Origin of the sequence: Streptomyces sp. NK15101, assembly GCF_020400725.1 — a bacterium.
In the GTDB taxonomy this organism is placed as follows: Bacteria; Actinomycetota; Actinomycetes; order Streptomycetales; family Streptomycetaceae; genus Streptomyces.
In genome coordinates, this window is the sequence record NZ_JAINVG010000026.1 from 1 (window position 1) to 16,422 (window position 16,422).

16 protein-coding genes and 1 riboswitch are annotated in these 16,422 nt (G+C 73.3%); of the genes, 6 read left to right on the forward strand and 10 right to left on the reverse strand.

Going from position 1 to position 16,422, the window contains the following annotated elements:
- Positions 1–340 precede the first annotated feature (340 nt).
- The 4 genes from K7G60_RS16175 to K7G60_RS16190 all read right to left on the reverse strand — a co-directional run bounded on the left by K7G60_RS16175 (position 341) and on the right by K7G60_RS16190 (position 4,522).
- The gene (locus K7G60_RS16175) at positions 341–1,543 is read right to left on the reverse strand and encodes an MBL fold metallo-hydrolase (RefSeq protein WP_225801604.1); all 1,203 of its coding nucleotides are present in this window, start codon (positions 1,541–1,543) and stop codon (positions 341–343) included.
- 649 nt (positions 1,544–2,192) lie between these two features.
- On the reverse strand, positions 2,193–2,969 hold the full coding sequence (locus tag K7G60_RS16180; RefSeq protein ID WP_225801605.1) for an SIMPL domain-containing protein: 777 nt from the start codon (positions 2,967–2,969) through the stop codon (positions 2,193–2,195).
- A gap of 141 nt (positions 2,970–3,110) precedes the next feature.
- Positions 3,111–4,169, reverse strand: coding sequence for a DUF6745 domain-containing protein (locus K7G60_RS16185; protein WP_225801606.1), 1,059 nt, complete (start codon positions 4,167–4,169; stop codon positions 3,111–3,113).
- Positions 4,170–4,195: 26 nt separating this feature from the next.
- Positions 4,196–4,522: a hypothetical protein gene (locus K7G60_RS16190; RefSeq protein ID WP_225801607.1), complete on the reverse strand. Its 327-nt coding sequence runs from the start codon at positions 4,520–4,522 to the stop codon at positions 4,196–4,198.
- A 167-nt stretch (positions 4,523–4,689) separates the two neighbouring features.
- On the opposite strand from K7G60_RS16190, the gene K7G60_RS16195 reads away from it, so the two are divergent.
- Genes K7G60_RS16195 through K7G60_RS16215 form a run of 5 tightly spaced genes read left to right on the forward strand, consistent with a single transcriptional unit; the run spans position 4,690 to position 9,864 of the window.
- On the forward strand, positions 4,690–5,649 hold the full coding sequence (locus tag K7G60_RS16195; RefSeq protein ID WP_225801608.1) for an STM4015 family protein: 960 nt from the start codon (positions 4,690–4,692) through the stop codon (positions 5,647–5,649).
- Positions 5,646–6,833, forward strand: a complete 1,188-nt coding sequence (locus tag K7G60_RS16200) for an STM4014 family protein (protein WP_225801609.1) — start codon at positions 5,646–5,648, stop codon at positions 6,831–6,833. Before K7G60_RS16195 ends, K7G60_RS16200 begins: the two co-directional genes overlap by 4 nt.
- An 11-nt stretch (positions 6,834–6,844) precedes the next feature.
- Positions 6,845–7,666: an STM4013/SEN3800 family hydrolase gene (locus tag K7G60_RS16205; RefSeq protein WP_225801684.1), complete on the forward strand. Its 822-nt coding sequence runs from the start codon at positions 6,845–6,847 to the stop codon at positions 7,664–7,666.
- Positions 7,663–8,997, forward strand: a complete 1,335-nt coding sequence (locus K7G60_RS16210) for an STM4012 family radical SAM protein (RefSeq protein WP_225801610.1) — start codon at positions 7,663–7,665, stop codon at positions 8,995–8,997. The genes K7G60_RS16205 and K7G60_RS16210 overlap by 4 nt, the downstream gene beginning before the upstream one ends.
- 6 nt (positions 8,998–9,003) lie before the next feature.
- Positions 9,004–9,864: an STM4011 family radical SAM protein gene (locus K7G60_RS16215; RefSeq protein WP_225801611.1), complete on the forward strand. Its 861-nt coding sequence runs from the start codon at positions 9,004–9,006 to the stop codon at positions 9,862–9,864.
- Here the strand turns inward: K7G60_RS16215 and K7G60_RS16220 are convergent.
- Both K7G60_RS16220 and K7G60_RS16225 read right to left on the reverse strand, forming a co-directional pair.
- Positions 9,851–10,645, reverse strand: a complete 795-nt coding sequence (locus K7G60_RS16220; RefSeq protein WP_225801612.1) for an SGNH/GDSL hydrolase family protein — start codon at positions 10,643–10,645, stop codon at positions 9,851–9,853. The two genes, K7G60_RS16215 and K7G60_RS16220, sit on opposite strands and share 14 nt — an antisense overlap.
- 163 nt (positions 10,646–10,808) lie before the next feature.
- Positions 10,809–11,765 carry a LysM peptidoglycan-binding domain-containing M23 family metallopeptidase gene (locus K7G60_RS16225; RefSeq protein ID WP_225801613.1) on the reverse strand — a complete coding sequence of 319 codons (957 nt, stop codon included), beginning with the start codon at positions 11,763–11,765 and terminating at the stop codon, positions 10,809–10,811.
- Positions 11,766–11,769: 4 nt separating this feature from the next.
- A riboswitch (cyclic di-AMP (ydaO/yuaA leader) is annotated at positions 11,770–11,924 on the reverse strand.
- A 372-nt stretch (positions 11,925–12,296) separates the two neighbouring features.
- Between K7G60_RS16225 and K7G60_RS16230 the strand changes: the two genes are divergently transcribed.
- Positions 12,297–13,118: a tyrosine-protein phosphatase gene (locus K7G60_RS16230; protein WP_225801614.1), complete on the forward strand. Its 822-nt coding sequence runs from the start codon at positions 12,297–12,299 to the stop codon at positions 13,116–13,118.
- Positions 13,119–13,124: 6 nt separating this feature from the next.
- Here the strand turns inward: K7G60_RS16230 and K7G60_RS16235 are convergent, their stop codons facing one another.
- From K7G60_RS16235 to hpnH, 4 genes are all read right to left on the reverse strand, one after another.
- Complete coding sequence (locus tag K7G60_RS16235) at positions 13,125–13,280, reverse strand: DUF6126 family protein (protein WP_225801615.1); 156 nt, start codon at positions 13,278–13,280, stop codon at positions 13,125–13,127.
- 18 nt (positions 13,281–13,298) lie between these two features.
- Complete coding sequence (locus K7G60_RS16240) at positions 13,299–13,925, reverse strand: helix-turn-helix domain-containing protein (protein WP_225801616.1); 627 nt, start codon at positions 13,923–13,925, stop codon at positions 13,299–13,301.
- A gap of 74 nt (positions 13,926–13,999) precedes the next feature.
- A complete protein-coding gene (locus K7G60_RS16245) occupies positions 14,000–15,385 on the reverse strand; it encodes an aspartate aminotransferase family protein (RefSeq protein ID WP_225801617.1) in 1,386 nt (461 codons plus the stop codon).
- 7 nt (positions 15,386–15,392) lie between these two features.
- Positions 15,393–16,415 (reverse strand): adenosyl-hopene transferase HpnH, encoded by a 1,023-nt coding sequence (gene hpnH, locus K7G60_RS16250; RefSeq protein WP_225801618.1) that lies wholly within the window; start codon positions 16,413–16,415, stop codon positions 15,393–15,395.
- Between the last annotated feature and the right edge of the window lie 7 nt (positions 16,416–16,422).

A 16,422-nucleotide genomic window follows, 5' to 3' on the forward strand; every position in this document is an offset into this window, starting at 1 on the left:
CGGGCCCCGGCCCCCCCCGCCCGGGGGGCCGGCCCCCCCGCCGAAGGGACGGGAACCGCCACGGGTGCGGGCGGGGCCTTTCGAGCGGGCGGCGGCCGACGGGTGTACGTGTCCCAGCGGCTGCCCGGCTGCTCGACGCCGCCAAAGCGGGGCGGCACCGCGGGCGGCAGCGGCCTGAGACACGGTCCGCGGGTGCACGGAGGGGACTTCACGGGGGCCGGCGGGTGCGGTCCACCGTCGTCCGGCACCCTCGGCACCCGGCCGCGCCCTTCAGCCGGGAGACGCTCCGGCACCGGCGGCCCCGGCGGGACCGTCCCCGATCTGTGTCACCTGATCGGTGTCACCTGTCGCCCGCGAGGTCGAGGTCGTCGCTGCGCGTCTCCTCGGCCGCGACCTCGACGCTCCGGGTGCGGTGCCACGGGCGTGCGATCGGAAGGGACAGAGCCCGCCACCACGACTCCCCGGGCAGCTTCCCCGCGGGCTCGAACGGCTCACCGGGCCTGGGGAACGCCACCGCCTGGCCGGCCTCCTCGGCCGCGTCCTTCGTCCACTCCCCCGGCTCCGCCCACGCGTGCGGGGCGAGGTTGAAGGTGCCCCAGTGGATCGGCAGCAGCACGCCGCCCGGGCTGCCGCCCTGGAGGTCCAGATGGGACTGCATCCCCTCGGCGGGCGTCATGTGGATGTCGGTCCAGAACTCCGAGTAGGCACCGATCTGGATCATGGTGGCGTCGAAGGGGCCGTGGGCGGCGCCGATGTCCTTGAAGCCGGAGAAGTAGCCGGTGTCGCCGCTGTGGAAGATTCGGTGGGCCGGGCCCCGCACCACCCAGGACGCCCAGAGGGTGTGCTGCTTGTTGCGCAGGCCTCGGCCGCAGAAGTGCCGGGCCGGGGTGGCCGTGAGCCGGAGCTCGCCGACCTCGGTGGACTCGTTCCAGTCCAGCTCGCGCAGGCGGGAGGCGGGCACGCCCCAGCGCTCCAGGTGCGCGCCGACGCCGAGCGGCACCGCGAAGAGCGTGTCCGTGGTGGCCAGCGCCTTGATCGTCGGCAGGTCGAGGTGGTCGTAGTGGTCGTGCGAGATCACGACGACGTCGACCGGGCCGAGCTCGGCGAGCGGCACGGGCACCGGGTGGAGCCGCTTGGGGCCGGCGAAGGGGAACGGGGAGCAGCGGTCGCCCCAGACCGGGTCGAAGAGGACCCGGTGGCCGTCGATCTCCGCGAGGACCCCGGAGTGCCCCATCCAGGTCAGGCGCAGCCCGGTGGCCGGGGGCCTGGCCAGGTCGGCGAGGGTGGTGGGGTGGACGGGAATCGTGCCGGTGGGGGCGCGGCGCGCGCGTCCTTCCTTCTCGAAGTAGATCTTGGCGAACTCGATGCCGGACCCGGAGGGGCCTCGTCGCGCCGGTTCGGGGTTCTGGAAGATCCCGTCCGCGAAGTTCGGCGAGCGACGGATCCGGGCGAGACGCTCACCCGTGGGTTCCGCGCCGAAGGACTCGGGGCGCAGCTCGCGCAGCCGGGCCCGTGCAGAACGGTCGGAGCCGGTACCGGTCACAGGACCTCCTGATCTCTGGGGGTCGTTCCATTATGGGCGGCCCGCGCCGGAGGCGGCCGGGCCGGTCGGCCGTCCTGAGCGGTCATTCAGTACGATCCCGCCCTTCCCGGACCTGAAGCCCTCTCCGTGAACGCCGCTCCCCTGCTGTCCGTCGGCCGGACCGGCCACGTGACGGGCGCCGGGGCCACCTGGTGGTCGACCGGCTGGTGCGCGGGGTGGCCGGCGGAGGAGGTCGCCGGACCCGCCTCCTCCGCGCAGACCGTGCATCCGCTCCTGGAGGACGAGGCGGAGGTCCGGAAGCGGCTCACCGCCTTCCTCGACGGCCTCGCCGTCCAGACCACGGCCTGTGCCGCTCCCTCTCCCGCACCACGACGCTCCGCTGGGCGGACACGGCCCTCGCCCGTGAACCGAACCTCCCGGACCGGGACGTGGCGGCCGCGGGCCGGGACGCGGAGGACGGGGCCGAGACCGGGACCGCGGCACGGGTCCCGGCCGGGGCTCAGGTCACCGGCCGGGGCTGAGGTCGCGGCGGGGCCCGGCTCGCGGCCGAAGGGGTCCCTGGTGGCCGGAGGCCACGGGGCGGGGACAGGGCCGAGGCCGGTGCGGACCCGGCGGTCGGGCGTCGTGGAGTCCCGTCCTGGCGGCCCCGTCAGATCAGCTCGTAGACCGCCGAGACCGTGACCTGCTCCTCGATCTCGCCCGGCGCCAGGGGAACGGTCGGCTCGTCCGCCGGGAGTCCGGGGGCCGAGCCGGGGCCGGGGCGTACGGACTCGCCCTCGCTCAGCGAGACGAGCCGGCCGAGCCGGTGGCCGCTGAGCCGGGCGTGCTGCGCGGCCTTGTCGTACGCGTCCTGGTACGCGGCCTCGCGGGCCTTCGCCCGCAGCGCGGACGGGTCGGCGACGTCGAAGACGACGCCGTTGATCCGGCCCGCGTCCTTCTTGGCGTCGTTGACCGCGCCGATGACCTGGCCGGTCCTGTCGAGGTCGCGGACCTTCACGGAGAAGGACTGGCCCGCCTGATAGCCGGTCACCTTGCTGTCCCCGTCCTTGTTCTGGGTGTAGACCGGGGTGAGCGAGAGGCTGTCGGTGCGGATGTCCCGGTCGGCGATCCCCTGCTCGTGCAGCACGTCGAGCACCGCCTCGGCGGCGGTGGTCTGTGCCGCCATCGCCTCCTTCGCCGTCGGACGGGTGGCCTCGACCCCGACGGAGACGATCGCCAGGTCGGGCGCGGCGGACGCGCGGCCGTTGCCCGTGACGGTGACCGTGGGCGTGGCCGGGGCGGTCTCCCGGGCGGCGGTGCGCAGGGCGGTCCGCTCGGGCGCGGCGGCCAGGGCGGGGGCCGCGGTGCCGGCGAGGAGGCCGCCGAGCACGGCGGTGGCAACGAGCAGACGGGAGGTGCGGGCGGCGCTGGGCCGGCGGATCGTCACAGGCGGTCCCTTCGGAAGTGGGTGCCGGGGCTCCGGCGGGCACATCCCAGCACCCGGCGCCGCCGCCCCCGGCGCGCCACTCCTGACCGGCGGCTCCCTTCACCTCTCCGCACCAACCGCGGCCGGGTCCCGGGCGTGCGCTCAGGTCTGGACGAGCGGCTCGTACTCCTCGGGCCGCAGCCCGAAGGTCCAGGCGACGCCCTCCCGCGCGGTCCGGGTCCTGGGCGGCACCCGCAGCCAGTACGTCCGGTGGGTGCCGTCCGGCTCGGGCGTGGAGTTGACGACCTCGACCATCACGACGTCCTCGTCGTCGGCGAGTTCGATCCGCCAGAGGACGCCCGTCTCGTCACCGTGCTCGTGGCGGGCCCCGGAGGCGGCGAGGTAGCGGTCGTAGCCGTAGTACTCCAGCATCACGCGCCGCAGTTCGGCGTTCTCCTCCGTGCGTATCCGCTCGGGGGTGAGGCCGGGGAGTCCGGCGAGGAACTCGGCGGAGACCTGCATGCCCCGCCAGGCGTGGAGGGCGAACCCGTCGCGGAAGGCGAGCGCGGGACCGTCGCCCCGGTCGAGGCGTCCGGCCTCGTCCCGGTGGAGTTCGACGGGCCGCTCGCAGATCACGACGGCGTTCTCGTACGGCCACCACCAGCCGGCGTGCTCGGCGACGGTGGCGAGTCCCGCGAGCCGTGCGCCGTGTCCGTCGAAGGCGGCGAGCCAGGCGGCGTCGTGCTGGCCGAGCACCGCGTCGAGCAGCACGAGACGGACGTCGCCCCTCCCGGCCTTCGTCTCCGCCCCTTCGGAGGCCCCCGTCCCCTCGAAGGCCTCCGTCGCCGCGGCACGTATCCGGTCGACGAGGGCCCGTGTGAGGTCCCAGAGCGGCGCCCCGGTCGCCTGCCAGTGGGCCGCCCAGCCGGCCGGGCCGAGCTCGTCGTGGAGGCGGCGGCGCTCCTCGGCCCACGGCCGGGTGCGCACCTCGTCCCGTACCGAACGGCCCGCGTCCGTCAGGCCCTGGAGGAGCATGACGGCCGCGAGGGGCGAGTCCGCCCAGAGGACGCGCTCCGGCGGGGCGAGGCCGGCCGAGCGGTAGGCGACCCGGACTCCGGCCTCGGCGGCGGCGCGGTCGGCGGGTCCGGTGGCGGCGGCGACGGCCCGCCACCTGTCGGCGGTCGTGGTGGTGACGCTGCGGTTCATCTCGGTGTCCCCCATGTCCTTCACTGCTTCTCCGGCGGACATCAGTCCGCGACGATCCGGTACGCGCCGGGCACGTACTCCCGCTGCCGCACCACCCGGTACCAGCCCTTGGGGAGGGGTATCGGTGCGTGCTCCTCGTGCACCACCCGTCCGCCCTCGGGCAGTTCGAGCAGGAGCGGGCCGAGGGGGCCCGGCTCCCGCACGAGCCGGCCGGGACCGGGGATCGCGTGGGCGTGCCCGGTGACCTCGCCGAGGGCGAGGACCAGGCGGCCCCGGCCGTCCCTGGGCTCCCCCGCCGCCTTCTTCACCCGCTCCGGAACGGCCGCCTCCGCGACGGGCGCGATCAGCACGTCTCCCTGCCGGTACATGACTCTCCCCTCCCCGTCCGGCACGTGCTGCCGGACACGGGAACGACGCTAGGACCCGGCACTGACAACCGGCCGGCAGGCGACCCGGCGAGGGACGCTGTCGGTGCCGCTTGGTAGAACTCTCTCCATCAGCCCGAGCCACCCCGACCGTCGTCTGGAGCGCCGCCATGACCGTTGGCACCTACCTGCAGGAATTCCACGGCCTGCCCGTGTTCGACTTCCCGGGCGCGGACGCACAGGTGGAGCTGCCGGCGCCGGAGTCGGTCGCCTGGCGGATCTCCGCCCCGACGTACTCGGATCCCGGTGACGAGCTGTGGGGGCCGCAGTTCGAGCGGTTCCTGAAGACGGTCGACACGGGCCGGGTGCGCGCGCTGGTCGTCGGCGGCTGGGACGAGGCCTACGAGAACTCGTCCGCCGACATCGTCACCGCGCTGATCGGCGCCAACAACCGGCTGACGGCCCTGGAGGCGGTGTTCCTCGGCGACATGACCAGCGAGGACTGCGAGATCTCCTGGATCGTCCAGTCCGACGTGACGCCGCTCCTCGCCGCCTACCCGGCCCTGCGGGAGTTCGGCGTGCGCGGTGGCTCGGGACTGGCCTTCCCCTCGATCCGGCACACCGGTCTGGAGACCCTGGTCGTGGAGACCGGTGGCCTGCGCGCCGAGGTGGTGCGGGGGATCGTGGGCAGCGACCTGCCCGCCCTGGAGAACCTGGAACTCTGGCTCGGCACCGACGAGTACGGCGGCGACAGCACCGTCGAGGACCTGGCGCCGCTGCTTTCCGGCACGGCGTTCCCCGCCCTGCGCCGCCTGGGACTGTGCGACAGCGTGATCCAGGACGCCGTGGCGGCCGCCGTCGCGGGCGCGCCCGTCGTCGCGCGCCTCGAGCGGCTCGACCTGTCCATGGGCGTGCTCACCGACGCGGGCGCGGCGGCCCTTCTCGACGGACAGCCGCTGACCCACCTCGCCCACCTCGACCTCTCCCACCACTACCTGTCGGAGGCGATGTGCGAGCGGGTCCGCGCCGCGCTCGTCCCGTACGGCGTGACCGTGGACCTCGGTGACGCGCAGGTGGCCGAGGACGACGGCGACGGAGACGTCTGGCGCTACGTCGCGGTCGCCGAATGACCTCCGGCCCGCGCCTCGTGGTCGTCGGCGATCCGGCGGGCCGCCGCGTCGCGTTCTTCCAGGACGCGCTGCGCGCCGCCGGGCTGCCCGAGGCGCGGGCGGTGTCCTGGCCGGAGGTGCTCCGGGGCCGGGCGCGGTTCGCCGGCGGCGAGACCGTGCGGCTCGACTCGCCCGGTGAGGATCCGGAGGCCGACCGGCTGCTGCGCGGGGTCGACGATCCGGCCCGGGTGGAGGGCACCGGCCGCTGGTACGGACGGTTCACCGCCGCAGTGGCGGACCTGGCCGGCTCCGTCGCGGCGGCGGGCGCCGTCCTCGTCGACGATCCCGCCGAGCTCCCGGTCCTGTTCGACAAGAGGCTGAGCCACGGCCGGCTCCGGGCGGCCGGAGTGCCGGTGCCCGAGTCGCCGACCTCGGGTCCCGACGCCCCGGTGGTGCGCGGCTGGGCGGACGTCAGGGCGCTGACCGCGGGGACGGGTCTGCGCCGGGTGTTCGTGAAGCTCGCGCACGGCTCCTCCGCCTCGGGGGTGCTCGCGGTGGAGACGAACGGCGCGGGGCGGGTCCAGGCCACCACCTCGGTGGAGCACGGGGCCGGCGGACGGCTCTTCAACTCCCTGCGGGTGCGGCGCTACACGAGCGAGCGCGAGGTCGCCGCGATCGTGGACGCCCTCGCCCCCGACGGCCTGCACGTCGAGCGCTGGCTGCCGAAGGCGACCCAGGACGGCCGGGCGGCCGACCTGCGGGTGGTGGTGGTCGACGGGCGCGCCACCCATGCCGTGCTCCGCACCAGTCGTTCTCCCATGACCAATCTGCACCTGGGCGGTGCCCGGGGCGATCTGGACGCCGCGCGGGCGGCGATCGCCGCGGCCGGTGGCCGGTGGGCGGACGCGCTCGCGGTCTGCGAGCGGGCCGCCGCCGCCTTCCCGGGCACCCGGTGCGTGGGGGTCGACCTGCTGCCCGCGACCGGCTGGCGCCGGTTCGCCGTGGGCGAGGTGAACGCCTTCGGCGATCTGCTGCCCGGTCTCACGGGTCTGTCCGGCAGCGGCGCCGAGGGGCTCGACACGTACGCGGCGCAGGTCGCGGCACAATTCCGGAGCGGCCGGGGCGCGGACCCCGCTCACGCCTCCCCCCGCACCAGCACCAGCACCAGCACCACCGGCACCGTCACAGGAACGAGCACCACGTGAACCAGCCCGACATGAACGCGATCGTCGGCAGCCACGATCTGCTCCTGGTCACCCTCGACACCCTCCGGTACGACGTGGCCGCCGAGCTCGCGGCCGAGGGCCGCATCCCGAACCTGGCCCGTCACCTCCCCGGCGGCGTCTGGGAGCGGCGGCACGCGCCGGGGAGCTTCACGTACGCCTCCCACCAGGCGATCTTCGCCGGGTTCCTGCCGACCCCGGTGGCCCAGGGTCCCCATCCCCGGCTGTTCGCGGCCCGCTTCGCGGGCAGCGAGTCGACGGCCGACGGCACCTGGGTCCACGACACCCCGGACTTCGTCTCCGCGCTGGCGGGCGAGGGCTACCGGACGGTGTGCGTCGGCGGGGTGGGCTTCTTCAACAAGCAGCCGCCCCTGGGCTCCGTGCTCCCCGGCCTGTTCCGGGAGAGCCACTGGGAGCCCTCCTTCGGCGTCGCCTCCCCGAGCTCCTTCGAGTCCCAGGTCGCGTGCGCCGAGGAGGTCGTCGCCGGCCTCCCCCACGAGGAGCGCCTCTTCCTCTTCGTCAACGTGTCGGCGCTGCACCAGCCCAACTGGTTCCATCTGCCGGGGGCGACCCGCGAGGCGGGCGACTCGCGGGAGACGCACGCGGCCGCCCTGGAGTACGTCGACCGGCACATCGGGCGGCTCTTCGCCGCGATGAGCAGCCGCCGCCCCTGTTTCGCGATCGTCTGCTCCGACCACGGCACCGCGTACGGGGAGGACGGCTTCACCGGGCACCGGCTCGGCCACGAGGTCGTGTGGACCGTGCCGTACGCGCAGTTCGTCCTGTCCGGACCCGAAGGCGGGGTGGCGGCGTGAGCGACACCCCCCGCCCGTACCGGAGCTACGTCTACGCCTATCCGCACAAGACGGCGTACCGCGCGCTCCCCGAGCGCCCGGAGCTGGCCGCGCTCTGGGCCGGGGAGCCGAAGGACGCGCTCTCCCTGTACGCGCACATACCGTTCTGCGAGGTCCGCTGCGGCTTCTGCAACCTCTTCACCCGGATCGGCGCCCCGGGCGAGCTGACCACCCGTTACCTCGACGCCCTCGACCGCCAGGCCGCCACCGTCCGCGAGGCGCTCGGGGACGCGTCGCCGGTGCGGTTCGCCACGGCCGCGTTCGGCGGCGGCACGCCCACCTTCCTCACCGCCGCCGAGCTGGAGCGGCTCTGCGACATCGCCGAGAAGCGGATGGGCGTGGACCTGAGGGCGGTGCCGCTCTCCGTGGAGACCTCGCCGGCGACCGCGACGGCCGACCGGCTCGCGCTGCTCGCGGACCGGGGCGCGACGCGGCTCAGCATCGGCGTGCAGAGCTTCGTGGAGGCCGAGGCGCGGGCGGCGGTCCGGCCGCAGCGCCGCGCGGACGTCGAGGCGGCGCTCGGCCGGATCCGGGACACGGGCGTGCCCGTGCTCAACATCGACCTGATCTACGGCATCGACGGGCAGACCGAGCGGTCCTGGCGGGTCTCGCTCGACGCGGCCCTCGCCTGGCGGCCCGAGGAGCTGTACCTCTACCCGCTGTACGTGCGCCCGCTCACCGGTCTCGGCCGGATCCAGGACCCGGCGGCCGCCGACCGGGAGTGGGACGAGCTGCGGCTGCGCCTGTACCGGTACGGCCGGGACCACCTCCTGGCGCACGGCTACGAGCAGGTGTCGATGCGGATGTTCCGCCGCGCGGACGCGGGTCCCGCCGGCCCGGACGACTACGCCTGCCAGACGGACGGCATGATCGGCCTGGGCTGCGGTGCCCGGTCGTACACCTCGGCCCTGCACTACTCCTTCGACTACGCCGTCGACATGCGGGAGATCCGCTCGATCATCGACGCGTACACGGAGACCGAGGACTTCTCCCGCGCGGAGGTGGGCCGGGCGGTGGACGGGGACGAGGCCCGTCGCCGCCATCTGCTCCAGTCGCTGCTCCAGGCCGGGGGCATGCCGCTGGCCGGGTACGAGGAGCGGTTCGGTTCCTCGCCGTTCGCCGACTTCGCCGGCGAGCTGGGCCGCTTCGAGGCGCTCGGCTGGCTGGACGCGGACGCCCCGGCGGGGCTGCTGCGGCTTTCGCCCGAGGGGCTCGCGCACTCCGACGGTCTCGGCCCCGAGCTCTTCTCCCCCGCCGTGCGGGCCGCGATGGCCGCGTACGAGGCGAAGTAGGCGGCCGTGGACCTCACCCTGCTCTACCGGGGCCCGCTCTCCTCCTGCGACTTCGACTGTCCGTACTGCCCCTTCGCCAAGCGCCGGGACAGCCGGGAGCAGCTGCGCGCGGACCGGGCGGCGCTCGAACGGTTCACCGGCTGGGCCGCCGCGCAGACCGGGGACCGGCTGCGGATCCTCTTCACTCCGTGGGGCGAGGGGCTCGTCCGGTCCTGGTACCGGCGGGCGCTGGTCGAGCTGTCCCGGCTGCCGCACGTGGAGCGGGTGGCGATCCAGACCAACCTGAGCTGCCGGACGGAGTGGCTGGCGGAGGCGGACCCGGAGAGCGTGGCCCTCTGGTGCACGTACCACCCCGGACAGACTCCGTACGAGCGGTTCCTCGCGAAGTGCCACGAGCTGGCGGAGCGGGGCGTCCGGTACAGCGTCGGGGTGGTCGGTCTGCCCGAGCACCGGGAGCACGCCCGCCGGCTGCGGGACGCGCTGCCGCCGCACGTCTACCTCTGGGTGAACGCGGCCGAGGGGCACGCGTACACCGACGCGGAGGCCGAGGACTGGACGGAGCTCGACCCGCTGTTCCCCTACAGCCGGCATCCGCACCGCTCGGCGGGGCTGCCCTGCCGCACCGGGGAGTCGGTGGTCTCGGTGGACGGCGGGGGGACGGTGCGGCGCTGCCACTTCGTCAAGGCCGAGCTGGGGAACCTGTACGACGGTTCGTACCGCGCCGCACTGCGTCCCCGCGCCTGCCCCCTCGCCGTCTGCGACTGCCACATCGGCTACGTCCACCTGGAGACGCTGCCGCTGTACGACGTGTTCGCGGGCGGGGTCCTGGAGCGGATCCCCGCCGCACCGCCGGCTACAGGGGCATGAGGTCGGGGCGCTTCGCCTCGACGTGGTCGCCGGAGCTCTCGCCGCGCAGCCGGCGTCCGATCCAGGGCACCAGGTACTCCCGGGCCCAGTGGATGTCGTCGCGGCGCACCTCGAGGGTGCCGCGCGGCGGGACCGGCGGCCAGGGCTGGTCCGGGTCGGCGGGCACGGGCAGGCCGAGGACCTGGGCGGCGCGCAGGGCGACGCGGGTGTGCCCCTCGGGCGAGAGGTGCAGCCGGTCGTCGTCCCAGGCGCGCCTGTCCTGCACGGACTTGAGCGACCACAGGTCGAGGACCGGGCAGTCGTAGCGGTCCGCGATGGCCCGGACGTGACCGTTGTAGGTGGCGATCTTGCCGCGCAGGTGCTTGAGGAGGGTCACGCCGCGGGTGTCGAAGCCGGTGGTCACCATGACGGTACCGACGGCGGAGGTCAGGTCGGCGACGGCGCGTTCGAAGCGCTCGGCCACGTCGTCGGGGTCCGTCCCGGGGCGGATGATGTCGTTGCCGCCCGCGCAGAAGGTCACCAGGTCGGGGGCGAGTTCCTTCGCCCGCGGGACCTGTTCCGCCACGATCTGGTCGAGGAGGCGCCCGCGTACGGCCAGGTTGGCGTAGCGGAAGGCGTCGTGCTCCGGCAGCTGGTCGGCGAGCAGGACCGCGAAGCGGTCCGCCCAGCCCGCGTAGGCCCCGTCGGGGCCGGGGTCGCCGACGCCCTCGGTGAAGCTGTCACCGATCGCCGCGTACGACCCGAATGCGTTCTTGTCTGTTGATCTCGAATCGTCTGCCACGGGAGCACATCCTTCCCCTTCGGATGTGACCTACGCGACCGTAAGGAGGGGTTGACGACGGGTGATATATGCCACCGATAAAGATTCCACCAAGCCGGAATACGCCGGAGGCCCGGCACGTGGGTGCCGGGCCTCCGGAGGGCGGGAAGAGGACGACGGTGCGTCAGATGCTCACGCCGTGCTGGCGCAGGGCGGCCAGCGGGTCGATGTCGGAGCCGTACTCCGGCCCGGTGCGCATCTCGAAGTGCAGGTGCGGGCCGCTGGAGTTGCCGGTCGAGCCGGACAGGCCGATCTGCTGGCCGCCGCTGACCGTCTGGCCGGCGGAGACGGAGATCGAGGACAGGTGGGCGTACTGCGAGAAGGTGCCGTCGGCGTGCTGGATGACGACCTGGTTGCCGTACGCGCCGCCGTTGCCGGCGGAGTAGACGGTGCCGGGGCCGACCGCGAGGACGGTGGTGCCGGTGGAGGCCATGAAGTCGACACCGGTGTGGTAGCCGGAGGACCACATGGCGCCCGCCGCGCGGTACGGGGTGGAGATGCCGCCGCTGACGGGGGCGACCCAGCCGGAGGAGGAGGTCGTGCCGGCCGACGAGGACGTGGCGGGGGACGAGGAGGTGGCCGGGGACGACGAGGCGGCGGTCGCGGCGGCCGGGGCCGAGGAGCGCTCGCTGCCGCGGGAGGCGCGCGGGGCGTCGTCGCCGTTCTTGCCGGAGCTCCGCTTGCCCTGGTGGGCCTTCGGCGCGTGGGCCTTGGCGGTGCTCTTCGCGCCGAGGGTGAGCTTCATGCCGGGCAGGATCAGCGAGGGGTCCTCGCCGATGACCTGGCGGTTGTCCTCGTACAGCTTGTGCCAGCCGCCCGCGAGGTGGTGCTCGGCGGCGATCTTCGAGAGGTAGTCGCCCCGGACGACGGAGTACGTCTTCGGCGCGGCCTTCGCGGTGGCGGGCGCGGCGGCCTTCACCTGGGCGACGGCCTGGGCGGGGGCGGCGGCCGGGGCGGCGGCGTGGGCGCCGGTGGCTCCGAGGAGCGGGAGGGCGACGACGGCGCCACCGGTGCCGGCGGCGGCGATGCCGCGGGTCAGACGGTTGGACTTGGTGCGGCGGTGCTTACCCTTCGCGGGCATGGCGAATTCCTCTCCGGCGCCTGCGAGGTGAGCTGTCGGGTTCGGACTGGAGATGTCCGGCCGCGCGTTCGCGCGACTTCACCCCGAGCCGTCCTTCTTCGAGGGATCGGCGACTTACCTGGGTCCCCCGCTCCTGCCTCGTACGGGTGAGTGCGGATTCCGGTCGGTGGCAGGATTCGGCGGTCCGTCCGGATTGAGCGCGACGCTAGACGAGCGGGTCGGCGCGAACAAGCCACGATTTTCACGCACTCCGGGATCACGTGATATCCGGCCGGAATTCCGGTCACCCTCCGTGGATGGCGGTCCTTCGATCCCCTTTTTCCGGGGGGTATTTGGAAAAGACGATCAGGCACGGTCCGTCACGATTATGACGCTGCTCACGCCCCGATCCCCATCTCCCCTGCAACCGGGGCGACTTATGCGCAATACCCCAATACGGACAGATCGCCCATTCCTGCGCGAGGGGGTGCGTGCCCCGGCCCCCGCCCGAGATGATTGGCCCAGGAACCGACCGACAGAACAGGAGCAGCCGTGACGCAGCAGCTGCCGCAGGTCCCGCCCACCGAAACCGCCGAGCCCGAACTGACGGAGGTCCGCAACTTCCGGGACGTGGGCGGCCTGCCGACGACGGACGGGCGCGCCGTCCGCCCCGGCCGCCTCTTCCGCAGCGGCCACCTCGCCCACGCGACGGAGGGCGACGCCGCCTTCCTCGCCTCGCTGGGCCTGCACACCGTCTTCGACTTCCGCAACGTGGCGGACCGGAAGGTGGAGGGCGCGGACGTCGACCTGCCCGGCGTGCGGAACGTGAACATACCCCTCAACGACCCGGCCGACGGCAAGGAGTTCTGGAAGCTGGTGCGCGACGGCGAGATCGCGCAGCTGCGGGAGGTCCTCGGCGACGGCAAGGCGGCCGCCCGGATGTCCGACTCGTACCGGAAGATGGTGGTCGAGCGGACCTCGGAGCACAGCCGGATCCTGCACTCCATGGCGGAGGAGAGCATCCCGGCGCTCATGCACTGCGCGGCCGGCAAGGACCGGGCCGGGCTCGCCGTCGCGATCACCCTGCTCGCGGTCGGGGTCGAGCGGGAGGCCATCGAGGCCGACTACGTGAAGTCGAACGACCCGCACCGCCGCTACAAGGTGCGCCGCAGCTCCACCTCCCCGGACGCGATGTCGCCCGAGGTGATGGAGCTGCTGAGCCCGCTCTTCGACGCGCGGGTGGAGTATCTGCGGGCCGCCTTCGAGACGATCGAGGCGACCTGGGGCTCCGTGGACGCCTACCTCGCGAAGGGCCTGAAGCTGGCCCCGGAGACCCGCGAGCGGCTGCGGGAGCTGCTGCTCACGGAGGCGTGAGGCCGCCTACTGGTTCTGCCCGCCCATCATGAAGAGCAGGTAGAGGAAGCCGGCGAAGAGGTGGCCTGCGATCAGGTAGGCGAAGAGGCGGAGCACGAGGCCCTTGGGGAACCTGCCCTCACCGCGCTCTTCGCCGGTGACGTGTACGGACTTCTCGGACATGTCGGTCCTTTCTGAATGTCAGCGCCGGTGCGGGGTCCCCTCGCCGAGGCACAGCTCGGCGGCGGGGCTCTGCATCAGGGTGTGGACGAAGAGCAGCTCGGCCCCGCCGGACGTGGCGGCGCCGATCCGGTGCGGGGTCAGCGAGTCGAAGTGCGCGCTGTCCCCGGGATCGAGGACGTGGACGGCCTCCCCGAGCGCGAGCCGGACCCGCCCCTCCAGGACGTGGATCCACTCCTCGCCGGGGTGGACGCGCACGATGTCGGCCCGGGTGGCGTACGGCACGTGGACCCGCAGGCACTGGAGGGCGCGCCCGGCACCGCCCGCCTGGCGGTAGATCCAGCCGTCGGCCTCGACGGGTTCGGAGCGGCCGGCCCGGACGACGGGGTCGCGCTCGGGGGGCGTCTCGCCCAGGAGCTCGGAGACCGTCGTACCGTAGATGCGGGACAGGGCGAGCAGCATCGGCAGCGAGGGCTGCCGGTTCCCCGTCTCCAGGCGCGAGAGGTGGGCCGGCGAGAGGCCGGCCCGCCGGGCGGCGGCCTCCAGGGTGAGTCCCCGGCGGCGGCGCAGGGCCCGCAGCTGGGGGGCGACGTCGGGCAGGACGTCGGGGGCGGGGTCCGGGGAGGTGTCCCCGGGGACGTGGTCCATGCGTCCATTCCGCCAGGATCATGCCTCTGAGGCAAGTTTCTTGCCCCAGAGGCAAAACCCTCGTCGAAATCCGGTCAGCGCTGCGCGACCGCCTGTTTGACCAGCGTCCTCCCGAAGTCCCACATCAGCCCGCCGCCGCCGTGGGCGTCGTCCATGACCGCCGTGAAGGCGGTGACGAACCGGTCCACGTCCGCCTCGTCGATGATCAGCGGCGGGATCAGCTTGATCACCTCCAGGTGGTCCCCGGAGACCTGGGTGAGGATCCGGTGCCGCTGGAGCAGCGGGACGACGACCATCTGGGCGAAGAGGCCCTTGCGGGCCGCCTGGAGCATCGTCCAGCGTCCGCGCAGTCCGAGCGAGGACGGCCGCCCGAACTCGATCCCGATCATCAGGCCGCGCCCGCGGATCTCGTGCAGCAGCTCGTACCGCGGCACGAGCTCCTTCAGGCGGCCGGAGAGCAGGTCGCCGATCCGGCGGGCGTGCGCGACGGTGTCCTCGTCCTCCATGACCGAGAGGACGGCGAGCCCGGCGGCCATGGCCTGCGCGTTCGACCCGAAGCTCGCCGAGTGGACCAGGACCCGGTCCATCGAGGAGTAGACCTTCTTGAAGATCCAGTCCTTGCCGAGGGTGGCGCCGACCGGCACGTAGCCGCCGGAGAGCGCCTTGGCGACGCAGACCAGGTCCGGCTCGACCCCCTCCTCGTGCTGGTAGGCGTAGAAGTCGCCGGTCCTGCCGAGGCCCGTCTGCACCTCGTCCGCGACGAGCAGCGCGCCGTGCCGGCGCAGCAGCTCCTGGGCGCCCCGGAGGAAGCCCGGCGGCGCCTCGTGGACACCCTTGCCCTGGATGGGCTCGACGACGAAGGCGGCCACGTCGCCCCGGCGCAGCTCCCGCTCCAGGGCGTCGAGGTCGCCGAGGGCGATCGCGGTGTCCGGCAGGAGCGGGTCGAAGCCCTCCCGGAAGCCCTGCTCGCCGTTGACGGAGAGGGAGCCGGTGGTGAGCCCGTGGAAGGCGTGGTGGCAGTAGAGGACCCTCGGCCGCCCGGTGGCGTACCGGGCGAACTTGAGGGCGGTCTCCACGGCCTCGGTGCCGCTGTTGCCGAAGAAGACCCGGTCGAGGTGCGGGCTGTGGGTGAGCAGCTTCTCGGCGAGGAGGCCCGGCAGCGGCTGGCAGTCGAAGCGGGTGAGGTCGGCGAGCCCGGCGTCCAGGACGTCGTGGAGGGCCTTGCGGACGACGGGGTGGTGCCGTCCGAGGCCCATCACGCCGAAGCCGGCGAGCATGTCGAGGTGGTCGACGCCGTCGGCGTCCCAGAAGTGGGCGCCCTCGGCCCGCTCGTAGACCTTGTCGAAGCCGATGGTGTGCAGCATGCGCGGCAGCTGGGGGTTGAGGTACCGGGCGTGCAGCTCGTACCGCTCGCCGCCGCGCTCGGAGAGCAGCGCCCGCAGGTCGAACCCGCCCTTCATGAGGCACTCACCCGTCGTTCCCGGAGACGGTCTCCCGGATCGCGCGCAGGGACTCCTTGAGGGAGCCCATGGTGGCGAGGACGGCGGTGGGCTCGTAGCCGCAGTGCGCCATGCAGTTGGCGCAGCGCGGGTCCTTGCCGCGGCCGTACTTGTCCCAGTCGGTGTCCTCGACGAGTTCGCGGTACGTGGGGACGTATCCGTCGCTCATCAGATAGCAGGGACGCTGCCAGCCGAAGAGGGAGTAGTTGGGAATGGCCCAGGCGGTGCAGGGGAAGTCGGCCTTTCCTTCCAGGAAGTCCAGGAAGAGCGGCGAGTGGTTGAGCCGCCAGCGGCGCCTGTTGCCGCCGGCGAAGGCCTTCTTGAAGAGTTCGCGGGTCTGCTCGACGCCGAGGAAGTGCTCCTGGTCGGGGGCCTTCTCGTAGGCGTAGGCGGGCGAGATCATCATTTCGTCGACCTGGAGGTCGTCGTTGAGGAAATTGAGCACCTCGATGACGGTCTGCGGGGTGTCGGTGTTGAAGAAGGTCGAATTGGTGGTGACCCGGAAGCCGCGCCGCTTGGCCTCCTTGATGGCCGCCACCGCCTCGTCGAACACGCCCTCCTTGGCGACGGACTCGTCGTGCCGCTCCCGCAGTCCGTCGATGTGGACGGCGAAGGCGAAGTACGGGGAGGGGGTGAACTTCTCCAGCTTCTTGCGCAGCAGCAGCGCGTTGGTGCAGAGGAAGACGTACTTCCGCCGGGCCACCAACTGGCGCACGATCTCGTCGATCTGGGGGTGCATCAGGGGCTCGCCGCCCGCGATGGACACCATGGGCGCGCCGGACTCCAGGACCGCGCCGACCGCCTGGGCGACCGGCATGCGCTGCTTGAGGACACCCGCCGGGTGCTGGATCTTTCCGCAGCCCTCGCACTTGAGGTTGCAGGCGTAGAGCGGCTCCAGCTCGACGATCAGCGGGAACTTGTCCCGCTTGCGGAGCTTCTGTTCGAAGAGGTAGGTCCCGACCCGGACGGACTGACGGAGCGGCATGGCCATAACTCGT